A 16,113-nucleotide genomic window follows, 5' to 3' on the forward strand; every position below is an offset into this window, starting at 1 on the left:
TGAATTATGAATTATGAATTATGAATTAAGTAAGTACACAAGATTAATTACCCAAAATTTGTAGTAGGGGCGGGTTTTTTACATAAATCAATGATTCTCACCAAATAAATAAACCTGCCCCTACCGTTGTCTCTGTTAAACTTTATCTAGGTATTAAAACGAAAAATGAACCGATTAAAAAAAGTCAATAAAATTCTAATTTATAATTTATAATTTATTTAAAGGTTATAACCAGGTGGAAACTGAGCGTAAAGTATCAGGAATAGGAGTATCTAGAGGGAATTCTAAAATTGTTTCTGAATAGCCTAAATAACCCGACTCAGAAAAGGAGAGAAGCATTCGAGATAAAGCAACCCAAACAGGTTGATCAAATTCCCAATTACATTCTTTTCTAGTATAACAGGCAATAGATTTCAATGCCCAAAAATAACCATTGCGAACAATAGATCCACCTTTTTTATAAGGGGGTAAATCTTCTTTGTCAATTACCAAAATTTCATCTTTTAAATAAGCTCTCATAACTTATAATAACTATATCTTTTTCTTTTTCTATTAAATCACAAAAAATAAAACCATAGAAATATTGTTAAAAATGAATAATAAGTCAATATATAGGATAATTTTTATAAAAATTGAGCAATTTTTTCTACTGCTAATTCTAAAATTGGTGGCTCATGAACTAAAGCAAATCTAACATAACCCTCACCCTGTTGACCAAACCCCGCACCAGGAGATACAGCTACTCCTGTTTGAGCAACTAACTCAGTACAAAATTCAATAGATCGTCTTTCCCAAGGTTTAGGTAACTTAGCCCAAACATACATTGTTGCTTGAGGATAATCAACTGGCCAACCCCTATTATTTAACGCTTTAATAAAAGTATCCCGTCGCTTTTGAAACCTTGCTACAGTCTCTTTAACCGTCTCTTGAGAACCTTGCAAGGCAGCGATCGCCCCATTTAAAATGCCTCGATATTGATTAAAATCAACGACGGCTTTAACTTGTCTAAGTGCCTTAATAATTTCAGCATTACCGATAGCATAACCAATACGAAACCCTCCCATATTATAAGATTTCGAGAAGCTAAATAATTCAATAGATAAAGACTTATCTCGATCTGCTTGAAAAATAGACGGAGGTGAAGCAATACCATCAAAAACAATATCCGCATAAGGAAAATCATGGACTAAAATTAACCCATGTTTCTCACAAAAAACAACAGCTTCCTCAAAAAAAGATAAAGGGGCGATCGCGGTTGTTGGGTTGTGGGGATAACTCAAGAGCATTAAACGAGCTTTAGCCAATACCGAAGACGGAATATCAGGGAAAATAGGCAAAAATTGATTCTCGGACCGTAAGGGCATAGGATAAATTTGTCCCCCGGCTAAATAGACACCCCCCGCATGAGAAGGATAACCCGGATCGAGTAATAAAGCATAATCTCCCGGATTAAGGAACGCTAGGGGCAAATGAGCCGTCCCTTCTTGAGAACCGATCAACGGTAACACCTCCGTCTGAGGATTAACCGGAATACCGAAACGTTGAGTATACCAATGAGCCACCGCTTCCCGGAAATCATGAGTCCCATGATAGAGTAAATAACCGTGAGTCGTTGGGTCATGTAACGACTGCTCAATAGTAGCGATCGCCACCGCCGAGGCCTGAAGATCGGACGATCCCAAGGATAAATCTAGGATAGTTTTCCCAGAGGCGATCGCTTGAGACTTAGACCGATCCATATCGGCAAAAACATTAGTTTGCAGGGCTTGTAGGCGGTTGGCAAAACGCATAGTTCATTTAATCGTGGGTCAGATGAGGATCAAGCATTGATTGAAGTTGTTGTTTACCGATCGCCCCTTCATAAGAAACTAAAAGTTCTTGTCCCTTAAAGAGTCTAATAGCGGGAACCCCTTCTACTTGGCATTTTGAACGAGCATTAGGGTTAGGATCAACCGCTAATTTCACCACCTTGAGGCGATCGCCATACATTTCCGCAAGGGCCTTGACGGAAGGAGAAACCAGACGACAGGGGCCACACCAGTCTGCCCAAAAATACACTAATACAGGGACATCGGAGTTAAAGACTTCTGTTTCAAAGTTAGGATCAGTAATTTCGAGAACACTACTCATTTTGATAATTGATAAATTCGAGGTAATTATCTATTGTCGATTTTTGAACGTTGATGAATATTAGAGATTATCGAGTTGTTTGCGTAACTGTTCTAATTCATCATCAACCACTGAATCTTTAGAAGTCCCTTGTGGGGGTAAAGACTTTTGATCCATAGAAGAACCTGAGATTTGTTGACCAGTCCCAGAACCCGAAAACTGAGCTTTGAGCATAGCTAATTCGTCTTCTACATCACTTCCTGATTCTAAAGCAGCCCATTGATTTTCCACCCCAGTTCCGGCCAATTCTCCCATAGCTTGAGAACGAGCTTCCATGTCTAAGACCTTGTTTTCCATGCGTTCAAAAGCGGCCATAGAACTGCCCACATCCATGTTGCCCAAAGTTTTGTTGACTTCTTCGGTTGCTTTAGCTGCTTTTGCTCTAGCGATGAGCATATTTTTCTTAGTTTTAGCTTCAGAAATTTTGCTCTCTAAAGCCACTAAATTACGGCGTAGGGTATCAACTTGACTATTTTGCATATCGAGTTGTCCTTTCATGGTAGTGGCTGTTTCCGTAAAGGTTTTTTTACGGACTAAGGCCTCTCTGGCCAAAGACTCCTCTCCTTTAGAAAGAGCTAGTTTAGCCCGTTGTTCCCATTTATTGGATTCAGAGAGATTTTGTTTATATTGTTGTTCAGTGCGGTTACGATCAGCCATAGAACGAGCGACAGCTTGTTTCAATTGAATCAAGTCCTCATTCATGTCAATGATCGTTTGTTCTAAAACTTTTTCAGGGTCTTCGGCTTTACTAACCAGATCATTAAGGTTAGCGCGGACAACTCGGCTTAGGCGATCAAATAATCCCATGATTCTATATTATCCTCTCAGGGTTTACAGGGTGGAGTCAAAGTTTAAAATATTGATTGCTTTTTCTAGTTTGGCATATCACAGGTCAAGAATTGCTGTAGTTAGGGTAGTTTCGTAGGTTGGGTTGAGGAACGAAACCCAACAGACAGATTTTTTTTGTGAGGTAAGGGCGAGTTTATTTAATATATTGCTTAAAATCCCGTTTCCTAGGCTCTCCATCTATAATCAAATAAAATGTAGCGATAGCTACGTTTTACCTCCCTGGTGAAGAATGGATATTCATTTCGATACTTTATTGGGATTTCCTAACGTTACGATTTTCACTTGTTATCAAAAAGAAGGATTTATTATTTTAGAATTAGAGTTGACTAATCAAGGAATTAACTGTCCTCATTGTCAAACTTATACTGATAAATTACATCTTAAAGGAAGATTTCAAGATAAAATTGCTACTGTTAATAATCACACCCTAATAATATATGGATGTTAAAGCCGCCGTTGCTCTTGCCCCTGGCCAACCTCTTAGTATTGAAAAAGTACAATTAGAAGGGCCCAAAACCGGAGAAGTATTAGTTGAAATTAAAGCCACAGGGGTTTGTCACACGGATGCTTATACCCTCTCAGGAAAAGACCCAGAAGGGTTATTTCCGGCTATTCTAGGTCATGAAGGGGCAGGTATGGTAGTTGAGGTCGGGGCGGGCGTAATTAGCCTTAAACCTGGCGATCATGTGATTCCTCTTTACATCCCGGAATGTCGTCAGTGTGAGTATTGTCTTAGCCTAAAAACGAATCTTTGTCAAGCAGTACGAGCAACCCAAGGACGGGGGTTAATGCCGGATGGAACTAGTAGGTTTTCTTTAGGGGGTGAGAAACTGTATCATTATATGGGAACTTCTACTTTTTCTAACTATACTGTATTACCAGAAATTTCCTTAGCTAAAATTAGAGAAGATGCCCCTTTTGATAAAGTTTGTTATATCGGTTGTGGGGTAACAACTGGTATCGGTGCTGTCATTAATACGGCTAAAGTTGAACCGGGTTCTAAGGTTATTGTTTTTGGGTTAGGGGGTATTGGTTTAAATGTGATTCAAGGAGCAAAAATGGTCGGGGCAGATATGATTATAGGAGTAGATATTAACCCCAAAAAACGCAGTTTAGCTGAAAAATTTGGCATGACACATTTTGTAAATCCTCAGGAAGTAGTGGGAGATTTAGTGCCATATTTAGTCGATTTAACTAAGGGTGGGGCAGATTATACTTTTGAATGTATTGGTAATGTTAAATTGATGCGACAGGCCTTAGAATCATGTCATAAAGGATGGGGAGTTTCTACTATTATTGGAGTAGCCGGTGCGGGAGAAGAAATTAGTACCCGTCCCTTTCAATTAGTAACAGGAAGGGTCTGGAAAGGAACGGCTTTTGGTGGAGCAAGAGGACGTACCGATGTGCCAAAAATTGTTGATTGGTACATGGACGGTAAAATTAATATTGATGATTTGATTACTCATGTAATGCCATTAGAAAAGATTAATGATGCGTTTGAGTTAATGCACCAAGGAGAATCCATTCGTAGTGTTATTATGTTTTAGTTTAAGCAGGTAGATTTTTTATTGACTCTGGATGTAAATAAACAATATCCACTACATAAGTATTTTTGCTAATGTAGCCTATCAGATCGGCGATCGCACTATTAATTATGTAGGGTGGAAAAGCGTGCGCGTAATCCACCATGAAATCAATAAGCGTAACTCCTAGGTGCGTTACACGCACCTAGGAGTTACGCATTGACAGAATCCTATAAATGTGTATCTAGGTAGAACGGTATAAAATAATACAAAAAACTACCGTGAATGAATATCACTGGCGATCGTTCAATGGTTCAAACAATTGAAAAATCGTAGCTAGATTATAGTAATAATGTACGATTCGTAACTCCTAGCACGTTTTCGCACCCTACAAGATCAGCGATCGCACTATAGTGCGGGTTCACCAAATTCAGGAAGGGCTACTTTAACTTCTGTCGAGTTGTAACCAAAGGCTTCAACTTGAGATTTAATAAGTTCAAGGGAATCATAATAAGCAAGACTTATTCCTTTATAGAAGGAGGAATCTTCACCTTTAATGTTAGCTTCTTTAATCTGTTGTAGTGACTCGTTGTACTTTTCTTTGAGAAGAAGTACATGATCTTTAATAAAATTAACTGATTCTGGATTCATTGTCCTCTTTCCTTAAGTATTCCTTCAAGTATGGTTTTCTGCTCTATTTGTCGCTTGATATCGCTTTGCCATTTTTGAGGAAGGGCTTTTTGTTGTCTGGGATCAAGATTATTAAAGTTAGATATATATTTTTGAGGGTTTCTAATTTTATCTTCATGTTCTGAAATTTGCTTATTTATAGAGTCAATACCCTTTTGAATTTCAGTGTTTGACCTTGTGGTATATTCGTTATAGAAGCCAGAGTGTTTACCTCCTTGTTGAGCAATATTATATGCTTCATTCACTATTTTATCCTTAGTTATATCTGAGCTTCTCTAATACAACTATTATAACTATAATACGAGATCGCCTATGTATTAGGTTATTATCGTTGGGTTTCGTTCCTCAACCCAAGCTAAATTCGTCGGCGTTGCATCCGCACTCGCAAAGCGAGACCGCACTACAGATCTTTAGGTTGCAAACCTGTTTTTTTAGCAATACGGGACAGCATCTTGGGGCCTATCTCCTCTCTATCATGAAAGGCAAAAACGAAGTCTGGCCAGTCAGGATGGGAAAGAATACAATGAGATCCTTTTGTTTCTCGTTTAATCTTCCAACCAATTTGCAGTAATGCGGCTAATAATTGCTTAGCTTTTGTTGATCTCCATTGACTCATGCTGGTTGAAAAGATACGTTAATTAACCCTGATGAGACATTCTTACCATTTTCTAGATTATCTGCTAAGATTCGTAATGCTAGTGCTTGAACTCGTGTTATTGCTTCTTCAACGGTTTGACCATAAACCATGACACCTGGTAAATCTACTACTTCCGCAATCCAGCGTCCGTCTTCTTCTTGTTCAACTTCAATTGTATAATTCATAATATTACTCTTAATAAGCTTTTAATGCCCAGATTTTAACAACAATTATAACCCAATAAATTAGGTGCGTTACACGCACGTTTTCGCACCCTACAAGATCGGCGATCGCACTTTGATTCAGCAACGCCAGTCACATAATAGGGCATTGGTTGGGTTTCGTCCCTCAACCCAACCAACAAGATCGATGATCGCACTGCACTATACTCTAACAGGTGTTAGATGATAAATACAAGCAAATTTAGCAGCCGTTTTCAGGTCATTGTCACCCAGTGCTAAACGAACAGTATCCAATTTTTCTGCATCTTCAAGGGATAAATAAGGAGACCATTCATCATCATTATAACTCAGTTCAACTTCAATTTCTGCCATATATTCTCCTTCGTGAATGATTTTAGTTTGAGTTTTAGTCTTCATGATTTTTTCCTCGTAAAATTATTTTCCCAAAGGCTAGGATCTGGTCGATAGGCTGTCACTAAAACCGCAGGAGATTCAGCATTTTTAGGAATTCCCCAAACAACGTGAATCGGCTGATTTTCTGCATCTTGTTGTAGTACGAGAACACAAGCTCCTTTGGGATAATCAGGATAGTCTTCTATGATTTGAGCCTGTGTTATGCTATTGACAATATCTCCGACAAAAATATTGTCGTTAGCCAGTTCATCATAGCCATGTGCTGATATTTTGACTTCCCTATTTTTAACCAATTTTATAATTTTTGTGAATGTTTGACTCATAGAATTTAATATTGATTTATCGTTGTTGGGTTTCGTTCCTCAACCCAACCTACAAGATCGGCGATCGCACTTTCCCCGTTAGTGATTGTTCAGATGAATTTTTAAGATAAGCTTTCAAAGCCTCATTAATTAATGTTTGATAACCTAGTCCAGCAGTTTCAGCACGTTCTTGGAAAGTGGCTAAAATTTCATCGTCTAGATATAGGGTGATGCTTGTTTTCCCTTCTGATGGAATGATAGCACCACGCTTACCTTTTGAAAAATCATATTCCTTCCTCATAAGATTTAGCCTCGTGGGATGTTGCGCGACGAGCAGAAATTAGCCTAATTTTGTCACCGCGCATGGTGTAAACAACGACCAACAATAATCCTGAGTTTCCCACTCCCACTGCAATGAAACGTTCTTCTCCTATTGCGTCAGGATCAATGTCATGAATGGCAAGGGGATCAAAAAACACCAATTCAGCTTCAGCAAAGGAAATCCCATGCTTTTGCCGATTAGTTTGTGCTTTTCGGGGATAATATTCAAAGGTCATTGTTTAACAACAATTATACCTTAACAAATTAGGTGCGTTACATTTAATTAAAATCTCCGACAAGATCTGCAACAAATATTTAGAGTTAAGGAGGAGATGATATATAACAATGCCATCACCATAAAAGATTAATTACAATGTCAAATTATCGAAGATTATCTGTGTCTGGAGGGACATATTTTATTACTCAAGTCACTTACCATCGGCAAAAATGGTTATGTAGTGAAATAGGACGAAAATTTCTGAGAGAAGCTATAGAAAAAGTCCTGGCGTGGGGACATGAAACCCTGAAAGCCTTACCAGATGACGAAAAGAGCAAAACATGGTAAAAAGAAAATGTTCTTTTTTTAGCGATCGCCGTCTAAACCCAAAATGTTACCAGAAATTTATAACAACCATTTAACAAAGTATCTGAAAAAATCGGAATATTTAATACTGTTAATCATGATAGAATTAGTGCAAGTATATAGGAAAATTAGGTTTTATGAGTTAGCTAGTTATTTTCCCAGTCCCATTTTATTTGAAAGTAAGAGAAAAAAGTTAAAACGGTTTTTCGAGATTCCTTGTTTGACAATTGAAGGAGTATGGATACCTATCATAAAACAGTGGTTAAAGCAATCATTTAGTACAGGAGATGTCTTACATATTGCCATAGATAGAACCCAATGGGGGTTGATTAATATTTTGATGGTAAGTCTGGTAATTGATAATAGAGGAATTCCCTTATATTTTGAGTTGCTAGATCACATCGGTAATAGTAACTTTGACACACAGAAAAGTATATTAGCCCGAATATTACTCTTTCTAAAAGAATATAAAATAGTTGTCTTAGGGGATAGAGAATTCTGCTCAGTTGAACTAGCAAAATGGTTACATGGACAAAAAAGAGTTTATTATGCACTCAGATTGAAGAAAAGCAACTATATTGAAGTAGAAAAGGAAATGTGGACGCGACTAAAAGATTTAGGATTATCTTCAGGAATGTCTTTATTTTATCAAGGAGTTAAAGTTACGAAAACAAAAGGATTTATAGGCAGTAATATAGTGGCGAAATGGAAAAAGAAGTATAGAGGAATAGAGACAAAAGAAGCTTGGTTTATTATCACAAATTTAACCAGTATTGATGAGACGATTGACGCTTATAAAAAGAGATTTTGTATTGAGGAAATGTTTCGGGATTTTAAGAAAGGTGGTTATGATTTAGAAAGAACGAAATTAACAGGACATCGCCTTACTTCCTTAATTATATTGATTACTCTAGCTTATTCAATGGCAACATTTTCTGGAAAAATTATTAAAGAGAAAGGATTGGCAAAATATGTGGGGAGAGTCAGAAAAAACAAGAAAATGCGACGGAGACACAGTAACTTTTATATCGGTCTTCATGGAAAAGATTGGGTTGACTCTTGTGATTTATTTACCGTTGAAGCCCAGGCATTAATGCAATTAAGCCCCGAAAAACGCGCCTATTATCGACGAGGACGACGGGCTATATCCCTGATTAAGTCTAGCTTATAGATTTTTATGTCCCCACGCCAGAACAATTTCCTAAAGTCCGACTACAGAAAGGATAAAGGGCAGGTTTTAAAAGTAACTTTACCCCTAAAACTCGCCCTAAAAAATCATAACAATTAATTAGTTATTATTAGCTAAATTCAGCATAGCGATCATAACCCCTAAACTTTCTTGATACAAAGCATCAGGCCCCCACCGTTGCAGTTGTTTTCCTAATAATTGTTCGGTTTTTTGATCCGCTAAAGAGGTCACTTGTTCAATACGACAAGCTTGGGCCCCACCCGATGCTTCCATACGCATACATCCGGTAGTTCCCGAACACAACACCGTACAACAGTCAGCTTGTAGATTAGTAGAACTCAATTTTAGACTAATTAAGTCCCCTAAAACTTCGCCCCAGTCGGTCATAGGAACGCCCGCTAACTCCGCTTCAATGGTCTTCTGTTCACCGTTGAGGAACTTAATACGACGGATATCATAATCTCCCCCTTCGTATTCGTAAGCAACAGGCCGCCATTGTAAACGATTTGCCACCCAAGCTAAATACATCAACGCTTGAGACGGATTTCCTTGTTCATAATCAATGGTAACCCGATCAACTTCCTTAACCGCATTGCGACGTTCTGGAGGATCAAAAGCTGCGGCCGTTAATTCTTGCCAAGGGCCAATTCTTGCCCAGTTTAAATCAGCTAGAGGAATCTTTTGCTCTAACATCTGGCCTAATTCTAACAGATTCTCTTGAGGATTAATAAAGGTACTAGAATCAATAATAACCGTATCCCCTCTAGACGCTAAGCGTTTAAACAGTCCATATTCTGGTTGTGGACTCGCTTTCCACCAAACAAAGGTAGGAAGTCCACTAATAATCAATTCTGAGATAATACCGCCAATTCTTTCTAAAGCGGCAGCAGTCCCCCGTAAAGTAACATATTCACAACAAATTAGGGCATTATGACTGCGTTTATTAATGGGACAGTAGGCAGATACTTGCGCTTTGACCCCTTCATCTTCCCCAACGGTGGGACATAGGGTAATAATACGGCAAGGGTTAGATGCTGCAATACTATCCGTCAAACCTGTTCCTTCTAAGTCAGGAGAATAGGACTTAGCCGCTTTTTGTTGTGCTTCACTTAATCTACCATCGGTTTTAGCTAACTCAAATTCTGCTTGTAATTTTTCGATAAATGCTTCATTAGATTTGCCCGTTGTTTCCATTCCGTAAGCTTTCTGGGCTGATTTAATGGCGGCCATTGTACGAGGGCCGGCAATACCATCAACAGGGCCCGTATAAAAGCCTAAAACAGATAACAAATATTGAGTCGGTTCGGGTTCATAGACAATAAAGGTGAAAGTAGTCGCCCTGGTAGCGGCTATTCCATCTTCATTATTGCTGTATGTTTGCCAAATACCGCGTAATTCTTGCTCAATGACATCAATAGAGACATCTTTGGGGTCTTGTAGGGAAACGAGAGGGGGAGTTTGAGTCGTCATAGTGTTTTTGGTAGTGACTGAGAAGTTTGTCGGGAAGTTTTTTCACCGTAGGGGCGGGTTTTTCACAACAATTTGTTATTGTCACAAATAGATCAAATAAACCCGCCCGTGCATTATTGTTTTAACCGATAAATTAGATCAACCCGCCCGTACATTATGATTCAGCATTAGGGGCTTAATATTATTAAGCCCCCACAGAACTTACAAGCGTCTCCAACGACGACCATCACGGTTAATTAAGAATTCAGCTTCGGTGGGTTCCCAGGTTCCTGCTTCATATTGAGGCACACTATTAGGTTCTGCGGGGCCATCCCAAGCGGACAGTACAGGTGTTACCACACGCCAAGCTTCTTCTACTTCATCCGCACGGGTAAACAGGGTTTGATCCCCTAACATAGCATCAAGTAAGAGACGATGATAAGCATCAGCACTAGCCATTCCAAAGGAGGAACCATAGTCAAAGTCCATTTCTACCGTACGGGTGCGTAGTTCTGACCCTGGCATTTTGGCTTCAAACCTCAGCGCAATACCTTCATTGGGTTGTATCCGCATACTCAAAATATTGGGACTGGTTTGATGGGCCGCAGATTGGAAAATGAGCAAAGGTACTTCTTTAAACTGAATGGCGATCTCGCTGACTTTTTTGGGTAGGCGTTTTCCTGTTCTCAAATAGAAGGGAACCCCTTTCCATCGCCAGTTATCGATCATCAATTTCATGGCCACATAAGTGGGGGTAGTGGAGTTGGGGTCAACCCCTGGTTCTTCTAAATAACCGGGGATGGGTTTTCCTTTCATCCATCCGGCTTTATATTGTCCCCGAATGGCTGATTTTTCCAGGTTATGAATATCTGCTAAATGGGTAGCTTGTAGTACCTTAACTTTTTCGTTACGAATACTATCCGCATTGAGGGCGTTGGGTGCATCCATCGCCGTTAGACAAAATAGCTGCATTAAGTGGTTTTGCAGCATATCCCGCAAGGCCCCAGAATGATCATAATAACCGGCCCTATCTTCTACTCCAACGGTTTCAGCAACGGTTATCTGCACATGATCAACAAATTGACGGTTCCACAATGGTTCAAAAATGGCGTTAGCAAAGCGGAATACTAACAGGTTTTGAACGGTTTCTTTGCCTAAATAGTGGTCAATACGATAAACTTGTTCTTCTTTACAGACTTTTTGAACAATACGGTTCAGTACCTGGGCTGAACTTAAGTCTTTACCAAAGGGTTTTTCAATGACAATACGATGTTTCAGGGGATCATTTAACATCCCGGCGGCCCCTAATTGTTTGATACCAGGGGGGAAGAAATTGGGCGCGACGGAGAGATAAAAGACGCGGTTGCCTCTTGTTCCTCGTTTGCCGTCTAATTCTTCGAGAAATACTTTTAATTTCTGATAACTTTCCCCTTCATCCATGTTACCGGAACAATAGTATAATCCTTCGGCAAAGTCAGCCCATAATTCTTCGTTACCAATGCCATCGGAAAATTCTTCAATTCCCTGACGCATTTGTTCTCTAAAATAGTCATGAGTCCAATCTCGACGGGCTACCCCAACAATGGTTAATTCGGGGGGTAGTCGTCGTTCCTGTTTCATTTTGTAGAGGGCAGGAACGAGTTTGCGTTGTGTGAGGTCGCCAGAGGCTCCAAAAATAACGAGTATTAAGGGTTCTGGGGTTCTTTCTTGGCGTAATCCAACGCGAAAAGGGTTTTCTAACAGCGTTACCATAGGCTTTACTTGGCTCCTTCAATAGTCTCTAGTTTAGCGACAACTTTTTTAAGAGAGGGTAAGTTATTACACAAAATTAAGCTTTCCTCCTGTTTATTTGATTTTGAAGGTTTTAAAGTAACATAACCGAAAATCTATCCGTAAAGTGACTTCACTTTGATACATTGGTATAATTATGTAATCTTCTCAATTAGGGGGGCTTTTGTAGCAATAACAGCAATGCCTAAAACATTTATTCCCTTCTTTTGTAGCAACTTTGTTACTTCTTTGGCTGTTGTTCCTGTGGTATAAATATCATCAATCAGCAGAATTGGTGTTTGAGGGGGGTGTTTTTGGAATGATGAATCTAACTCAAATGCTTGCTTAATATTTTCTTGTCTTTGCTGTGGGTTTAAGCCAAACATGGCTTCTGTTGCACGAATTCTAATTAATCCCTTAACTTTTAAAGGATATTTCGTAATTTGACAAAATCCTTTAGCCATCATTTCAGCTTGGTTAAATCCTCTTTCTTTCTGTTTTTGTGAATGAAGGGGAATAGGTATCACAATGGGTTTTATATTAGTTTTAATTAATCCTAACTCTTGCCAAGTTTCCCCTAACCAATAGCCAAAAAGTTCGCCAATTTGAGGATGTTTATCATACTTTAACGTAGCGATCGCTTTTTTCAATTTACCATCATATTTTCCCCAAGCCAAGAAAGGTAAATCTCCTTGCCAAAATTGACGAGGATTTTTAAACTGATAGCTTTTAACTTGTCGAGAACAGTCACGACAAATCTGATCTTCTGTGGGTCGCTTACATAAAGGACAGTTATCTTTGAGAAACAAAGACAGGAAACTTTTTAACATTAAATAAGGGAGTGAGAAATTGAAAAAAAGTTTGAGGAAGTAACTGAGTGGGGGATTTTAGGTGAACAAATCCCTTACTTCCTCGTCTTACAGAGTAGGTTTGACTGACCAAGGGATGATCTAACCTTAATTAAACCGTTGCTGCATCAACTTCAACGATTAATTGATTGCCACTTGGTAACTCTAAACAGTAACCTGCACCATACACTGTTTTGATATAACAGGGATGTCTGGGATCTGGTTCTAATTTAGTTCTCAAATGACGAATATGAACCCGAATGGTTTCGATATCGTCATCAGGATCATATCCCCACACTTCTTTGAGAATTTCACTGGGGGAAACAGTTTGTCCATGACGCTGTAACAAGCAATGAAGTAATTCAAACTCTAAATGAGTTAGTTTGACGGTTTTGTCAAACCAAATTGCTTCAAATCGCTCTGGAATCAGAGTTAATGGCCCAAAGTTCAGTATTTCTGAATGTTTAGCGGCTTGGGGAATGCGATCAGTACGACGTAATAAGGCACGAACCCTGGCTAACATTTCTTCGACTTCAAAGGGTTTGGTCAGATAATCATCTGCCCCCGCATTGAAACCTTCGACTTTATCTTGTGTTTGACCTAACGCACTCAACATCAAAACGGGGATATCAGCAGTTCTCTCATCTCGTCTGAGTCGCTGACAAACCGTAAACCCATCCACTTTGGGTAGCATCAAGTCAAGCATAATTAAGTCCGGTTGTAGCTGAACAGCTAATGCCTGCCCTTTAATGCCGTCTTCTGCTTGATTGATATCGTAACCGGCCATCTCCAGGTTTATGGAGACTAGTTCTGAAATTGCTGAATCATCGTCTATTACAAGTATTCGAGGCATCACTAGAAATGAATTACTATTGTTTAATGTAAATGTTCGCGAAGAATTGCGATCGGATTATCAAGAATCCTGTCCTGATTATAAGCACGATTCCCAAAATGGTTCTCTTTTTGTTAAATTTTCCAGATACAATTTTTTTTGTCCCCTGTTTATATTGAGATTTGTAACAATTCTTAAATTTTTGTTAAATTATGTCTTTATTATTCTATCCTACACCTTTGCTTAGAGATGGCTTAGGGATGACGCTTTATGCGGCCTTTCGTATTGGTCATATTTGGGAAAATATCACTCCTTATCCAGAACCATTATATCAAGATCATATTTTTCGGGGAGCCAATGATGTCCCGATTTTTGGACGTATTGCCCTTCCTGATGCGCCTAAAGGCACAATTATTGCTACTTATGGTATTACTGGGGATTTAAACAATCAATGGTTTCTGCGGGCCTTGGGGCGTAAAGGACTAGGGCGACAGTATGGTATGGTTTTATTTGATTGGCGGGCCCATGGCAAAACGGCTGAATTATCCCCTGCCTTAACTTCTGATGGGTTGTATGAGGGGGAAGATTTTGTTTGTATTGCCTCTCAAGCGAAACAGATGGGCTTTCCTGCACCCTTTTGGTTTGTGGGCTATTCTTTAGGGGGACAATTAGCTTTATGGGGTATTAAAACGGCTCAAACTTTAGACAGTTGGGGACATAATTTAGGATTAGAAATTTCAGATATTGGAGGAGGGGCAGTTGTTTGTCCAAATTTGGATTCTAATCGTTCTTTAAAATATTTAGTTCGTCATCCTTTGGGACGCTATATTGAGCGTTCTATTGCTAATAAATTAAAAAATCTGGCTTGGGAAATTTATCAGAATTATCCTGATTTTATTGACCCAGATGCTATTGAACGGGCTAATAGTATTTGGGGATTTGATCAAGAATTAGTTATTGGCAAATTAGGTTTTTCTACTGTTGAAGAATATTATCAAGCTAGTAGTCCTTTGCCTTTATTACCTCATTTAACTAAACCTACTTTAATTTTATATGCGGCGGATGACCCGATGTTTGATCCTTCCATTATACCAGATTTACAAACAGGTTGTCAAGATAATAATTTTATTAAATTAATGTTAACTAAGTTTGGAGGTCATGTTAGTTATATTAATAGTCAAAAAGGTAAAAAATTAGCTAATGATGTTGATATTTGGTGGGCTTGGAATCGCGTCTTAGATTGGATAGATTCACACTCATTATAGTAAGTAGGTAGACAAAATTAATTACACAAAATTTGTAGGGGAGGGTTTTTTACATAAATCATGGAATAATGACAAAACAATAATGGGACTTAAGTTGTGATAAAAATTTAATAATTAAAGTTAATTAATCGTAATTTTTTTGAGTTTTAATTTGATTAATTTCACGTTGAAGTTCTTCGATTTGTTGACGTAAATTATCGACTTCATTTTCTTTAATATCAGCATTAACTGACCCTTCTTTGCCAGCTTTTTGGTAATTACCTTGACGAATGTTTTGATAATCATTTGAAGTTGACCATTCTTGCAGATAATGTAATCTTTCTACAGGAAAAGGATGAGTTAAAAATACCCCATTTCCTCCATTATACATGAAAAATTTATACAATTGATTTAAGTTATCTTGATCTAAATCTCGATAATTATTAGATTGACGAATAAATTCATCTAAATGACATTCATGGGCATATTTTTGACTGCCTCCTGCCATTTTCATCATGGTGGTTAAAATGGGGTTAACATCATCCATTACTAATAAAGCGGCCCTATCTGCTGATAATTCTGCTTTGCGTCGCCATTCATAAAAAGCATAAATTAATCCGGTAGTAATTAAATTTCCTAATCCTAAGGTAATTTCTCCTAATAAAGAAGCCGCTCCCATGGCCCAAATTGCCATTTGAGTTAAGATGGTATGATTACATTTAATATGCCCTAATTCATGAGCAACAACGGTTCTTAATTCGGTTTCACTTAATAAGTCCAATAAGCCTGTATTAAAAATTAAATAAGGTTGTTCATGACCTAAAGAATAAGCATTAACTTGAGGATTTTGGCTTACATATAAAGTCGGTTCAGGATAAATATCTAAGTCTTTTACTGTCTCCCGAAATATGCCATAAAGGGTAAAATATTGTCGAGGGCCAGCTTTAACGCTATTGCCCATCAAATAAATTTGCTGTGGTCTTTCATATAAGTATTCTATAAAACTTTTAGCCAAAATATCAAAGCCAGGAACACTTCTTAAAGTTTGTTCGGCTTGTTTATCAAGGGGATGACGAAAAGCTTCGCTTGAAATTCCAGGATAAGTAGGCAT

At 38.4% G+C, this 16,113-nt stretch carries 22 protein-coding genes; 5 read left to right on the top strand and 17 right to left on the bottom strand.

The genetic code is table 11. The features are described from left to right. Positions 1-225 precede the first annotated feature (225 nt). The 4 genes from AsFPU1_RS19250 to AsFPU1_RS19265 all read right to left on the bottom strand — a co-directional run bounded on the left by AsFPU1_RS19250 (position 226) and on the right by AsFPU1_RS19265 (position 2,976). Positions 226-519, bottom strand: coding sequence for a hypothetical protein (locus AsFPU1_RS19250; RefSeq protein ID WP_124972842.1), 294 nt, complete (start codon positions 517-519; stop codon positions 226-228). A gap of 104 nt (positions 520-623) precedes the next feature. Next, the gene (locus AsFPU1_RS19255; protein ID WP_124972844.1) at positions 624-1,790 is read right to left on the bottom strand and encodes an LL-diaminopimelate aminotransferase; all 1,167 of its coding nucleotides are present in this window, start codon (positions 1,788-1,790) and stop codon (positions 624-626) included. A gap of 7 nt (positions 1,791-1,797) precedes the next feature. Then, the gene (locus AsFPU1_RS19260; protein ID WP_124972846.1) at positions 1,798-2,130 is read right to left on the bottom strand and encodes a thioredoxin family protein; all 333 of its coding nucleotides are present in this window, start codon (positions 2,128-2,130) and stop codon (positions 1,798-1,800) included. Between the two features lie 60 nt (positions 2,131-2,190). Beyond that, positions 2,191-2,976 (bottom strand): PspA/IM30 family protein, encoded by a 786-nt coding sequence (locus AsFPU1_RS19265; protein WP_124972848.1) that lies wholly within the window; start codon positions 2,974-2,976, stop codon positions 2,191-2,193. A 271-nt stretch (positions 2,977-3,247) separates the two neighbouring features. Between AsFPU1_RS19265 and AsFPU1_RS19270 the strand changes: the two genes are divergently transcribed. Together AsFPU1_RS19270 and AsFPU1_RS19275 are read left to right on the top strand one after the other, a co-directional pair. Next, on the top strand, positions 3,248-3,466 hold the full coding sequence (locus tag AsFPU1_RS19270) for a hypothetical protein (RefSeq protein WP_124972850.1): 219 nt from the start codon (positions 3,248-3,250) through the stop codon (positions 3,464-3,466). Continuing rightward, positions 3,456-4,565, top strand: coding sequence for an S-(hydroxymethyl)glutathione dehydrogenase/class III alcohol dehydrogenase (locus AsFPU1_RS19275; RefSeq protein ID WP_124972851.1), 1,110 nt, complete (start codon positions 3,456-3,458; stop codon positions 4,563-4,565). The genes AsFPU1_RS19270 and AsFPU1_RS19275 overlap by 11 nt, the downstream gene beginning before the upstream one ends. Before the next feature lie 384 nt (positions 4,566-4,949). Here the strand turns inward: AsFPU1_RS19275 and AsFPU1_RS19280 are convergent, their stop codons facing one another. From AsFPU1_RS19280 to AsFPU1_RS19315, 8 genes are all read right to left on the bottom strand, one after another. After that, positions 4,950-5,192 carry a hypothetical protein gene (locus AsFPU1_RS19280; RefSeq protein WP_124972853.1) on the bottom strand — a complete coding sequence of 81 codons (243 nt, stop codon included), beginning with the start codon at positions 5,190-5,192 and terminating at the stop codon, positions 4,950-4,952. Beyond that, a complete protein-coding gene (locus tag AsFPU1_RS19285) occupies positions 5,189-5,476 on the bottom strand; it encodes a hypothetical protein (RefSeq protein ID WP_227873423.1) in 288 nt (95 codons plus the stop codon). Before AsFPU1_RS19285 ends, AsFPU1_RS19280 begins: the two co-directional genes overlap by 4 nt. Before the next feature lie 155 nt (positions 5,477-5,631). Continuing rightward, positions 5,632-5,847: a type II toxin-antitoxin system HicA family toxin gene (locus AsFPU1_RS19290; protein WP_124972857.1), complete on the bottom strand. Its 216-nt coding sequence runs from the start codon at positions 5,845-5,847 to the stop codon at positions 5,632-5,634. Then, positions 5,844-6,053 (bottom strand): type II toxin-antitoxin system HicB family antitoxin, encoded by a 210-nt coding sequence (locus AsFPU1_RS19295; RefSeq protein ID WP_124972859.1) that lies wholly within the window; start codon positions 6,051-6,053, stop codon positions 5,844-5,846. The genes AsFPU1_RS19290 and AsFPU1_RS19295 overlap by 4 nt, the downstream gene beginning before the upstream one ends. Before the next feature lie 198 nt (positions 6,054-6,251). Then, positions 6,252-6,467, bottom strand: a complete 216-nt coding sequence (locus tag AsFPU1_RS19300; RefSeq protein WP_124972861.1) for a hypothetical protein — start codon at positions 6,465-6,467, stop codon at positions 6,252-6,254. Then, the gene (locus AsFPU1_RS19305; protein WP_124972863.1) at positions 6,464-6,787 is read right to left on the bottom strand and encodes a DUF4258 domain-containing protein; all 324 of its coding nucleotides are present in this window, start codon (positions 6,785-6,787) and stop codon (positions 6,464-6,466) included. Before AsFPU1_RS19305 ends, AsFPU1_RS19300 begins: the two co-directional genes overlap by 4 nt. Before the next feature lie 49 nt (positions 6,788-6,836). Next, complete coding sequence (locus AsFPU1_RS19310; protein ID WP_124972865.1) at positions 6,837-7,067, bottom strand: BrnA antitoxin family protein; 231 nt, start codon at positions 7,065-7,067, stop codon at positions 6,837-6,839. Continuing rightward, entirely contained in the window at positions 7,051-7,323 is a 273-nt protein-coding gene (locus tag AsFPU1_RS19315; protein WP_124972867.1) for a BrnT family toxin, read from the bottom strand. Before AsFPU1_RS19315 ends, AsFPU1_RS19310 begins: the two co-directional genes overlap by 17 nt. A gap of 137 nt (positions 7,324-7,460) precedes the next feature. On the opposite strand from AsFPU1_RS19315, the gene AsFPU1_RS19320 reads away from it, so the two are divergent. Both AsFPU1_RS19320 and AsFPU1_RS19325 read left to right on the top strand, forming a co-directional pair. Then, on the top strand, positions 7,461-7,652 hold the full coding sequence (locus AsFPU1_RS19320) for a hypothetical protein (RefSeq protein WP_227873424.1): 192 nt from the start codon (positions 7,461-7,463) through the stop codon (positions 7,650-7,652). A 43-nt stretch (positions 7,653-7,695) separates the two neighbouring features. Continuing rightward, entirely contained in the window at positions 7,696-8,841 is a 1,146-nt protein-coding gene (locus tag AsFPU1_RS19325) for an IS4 family transposase (protein WP_124969650.1), read from the top strand. A gap of 117 nt (positions 8,842-8,958) precedes the next feature. Here the strand turns inward: AsFPU1_RS19325 and opcA are convergent, their stop codons facing one another. From opcA to rpaA, 4 genes are all read right to left on the bottom strand, one after another. Next, positions 8,959-10,329: a glucose-6-phosphate dehydrogenase assembly protein OpcA gene (opcA, locus tag AsFPU1_RS19330; RefSeq protein WP_124972869.1), complete on the bottom strand. Its 1,371-nt coding sequence runs from the start codon at positions 10,327-10,329 to the stop codon at positions 8,959-8,961. Between the two features lie 201 nt (positions 10,330-10,530). Beyond that, the gene (gene zwf, locus AsFPU1_RS19335) at positions 10,531-12,060 is read right to left on the bottom strand and encodes a glucose-6-phosphate dehydrogenase (RefSeq protein ID WP_124972871.1); all 1,530 of its coding nucleotides are present in this window, start codon (positions 12,058-12,060) and stop codon (positions 10,531-10,533) included. Between the two features lie 173 nt (positions 12,061-12,233). Beyond that, the gene (locus AsFPU1_RS19340; protein WP_124972873.1) at positions 12,234-12,908 is read right to left on the bottom strand and encodes a ComF family protein; all 675 of its coding nucleotides are present in this window, start codon (positions 12,906-12,908) and stop codon (positions 12,234-12,236) included. Positions 12,909-13,038: 130 nt separating this feature from the next. Next, positions 13,039-13,779 (bottom strand): two component system response regulator RpaA, encoded by a 741-nt coding sequence (gene rpaA / locus AsFPU1_RS19345; RefSeq protein WP_124972875.1) that lies wholly within the window; start codon positions 13,777-13,779, stop codon positions 13,039-13,041. Between the two features lie 191 nt (positions 13,780-13,970). On the opposite strand from rpaA, the gene AsFPU1_RS19350 reads away from it, so the two are divergent. Beyond that, positions 13,971-15,023, top strand: a complete 1,053-nt coding sequence (locus AsFPU1_RS19350) for a YheT family hydrolase (protein WP_125061171.1) — start codon at positions 13,971-13,973, stop codon at positions 15,021-15,023. Positions 15,024-15,147: 124 nt separating this feature from the next. Here the strand turns inward: AsFPU1_RS19350 and AsFPU1_RS19355 are convergent, their stop codons facing one another. After that, the gene (locus AsFPU1_RS19355) at positions 15,148-16,113 is read right to left on the bottom strand and encodes a M48 family metallopeptidase (RefSeq protein ID WP_124972877.1); all 966 of its coding nucleotides are present in this window, start codon (positions 16,111-16,113) and stop codon (positions 15,148-15,150) included.

Origin of the sequence: Aphanothece sacrum FPU1, from assembly GCF_003864295.1 — a bacterium.
Taxonomy (GTDB): Bacteria; Cyanobacteriota; Cyanobacteriia; order Cyanobacteriales; family Microcystaceae; genus Aphanothece_B; species Aphanothece_B sacrum.

Coding starts and splice junctions, on each gene's coding strand:
- AsFPU1_RS19305 (WP_124972863.1), bottom strand. CDS start 6,787: ATGAGTCAAACATTCACAAAAATTATAAAATTGGTTAAAAATAGGGAA.
- AsFPU1_RS19295 (WP_124972859.1), bottom strand. CDS start 6,053: ATGAATTATACAATTGAAGTTGAACAAGAAGAAGACGGACGCTGGATT.
- AsFPU1_RS19260 (WP_124972846.1), bottom strand. CDS start 2,130: ATGAGTAGTGTTCTCGAAATTACTGATCCTAACTTTGAAACAGAAGTC.
- AsFPU1_RS19300 (WP_124972861.1), bottom strand. CDS start 6,467: ATGAAGACTAAAACTCAAACTAAAATCATTCACGAAGGAGAATATATG.
- AsFPU1_RS19265 (WP_124972848.1), bottom strand. CDS start 2,976: ATGGGATTATTTGATCGCCTAAGCCGAGTTGTCCGCGCTAACCTTAAT.
- AsFPU1_RS19290 (WP_124972857.1), bottom strand. CDS start 5,847: ATGAGTCAATGGAGATCAACAAAAGCTAAGCAATTATTAGCCGCATTA.
- AsFPU1_RS19275 (WP_124972851.1), top strand. CDS start 3,456: ATGGATGTTAAAGCCGCCGTTGCTCTTGCCCCTGGCCAACCTCTTAGT.
- AsFPU1_RS19320 (WP_227873424.1), top strand. CDS start 7,461: ATGTCAAATTATCGAAGATTATCTGTGTCTGGAGGGACATATTTTATT.
- AsFPU1_RS19310 (WP_124972865.1), bottom strand. CDS start 7,067: ATGAGGAAGGAATATGATTTTTCAAAAGGTAAGCGTGGTGCTATCATT.
- rpaA (WP_124972875.1), bottom strand. CDS start 13,779: ATGCCTCGAATACTTGTAATAGACGATGATTCAGCAATTTCAGAACTA.
- AsFPU1_RS19280 (WP_124972853.1), bottom strand. CDS start 5,192: ATGAATCCAGAATCAGTTAATTTTATTAAAGATCATGTACTTCTTCTC.
- opcA (WP_124972869.1), bottom strand. CDS start 10,329: ATGACGACTCAAACTCCCCCTCTCGTTTCCCTACAAGACCCCAAAGAT.
- AsFPU1_RS19350 (WP_125061171.1), top strand. CDS start 13,971: ATGTCTTTATTATTCTATCCTACACCTTTGCTTAGAGATGGCTTAGGG.
- AsFPU1_RS19355 (WP_124972877.1), bottom strand. CDS start 16,113: ATGCCTACTTATCCTGGAATTTCAAGCGAAGCTTTTCGTCATCCCCTT.
- AsFPU1_RS19270 (WP_124972850.1), top strand. CDS start 3,248: ATGGATATTCATTTCGATACTTTATTGGGATTTCCTAACGTTACGATT.
- AsFPU1_RS19315 (WP_124972867.1), bottom strand. CDS start 7,323: ATGACCTTTGAATATTATCCCCGAAAAGCACAAACTAATCGGCAAAAG.
- AsFPU1_RS19340 (WP_124972873.1), bottom strand. CDS start 12,908: ATGTTAAAAAGTTTCCTGTCTTTGTTTCTCAAAGATAACTGTCCTTTA.
- AsFPU1_RS19250 (WP_124972842.1), bottom strand. CDS start 519: ATGAGAGCTTATTTAAAAGATGAAATTTTGGTAATTGACAAAGAAGAT.
- AsFPU1_RS19325 (WP_124969650.1), top strand. CDS start 7,696: ATGTTACCAGAAATTTATAACAACCATTTAACAAAGTATCTGAAAAAA.
- AsFPU1_RS19255 (WP_124972844.1), bottom strand. CDS start 1,790: ATGCGTTTTGCCAACCGCCTACAAGCCCTGCAAACTAATGTTTTTGCC.
- zwf (WP_124972871.1), bottom strand. CDS start 12,060: ATGGTAACGCTGTTAGAAAACCCTTTTCGCGTTGGATTACGCCAAGAA.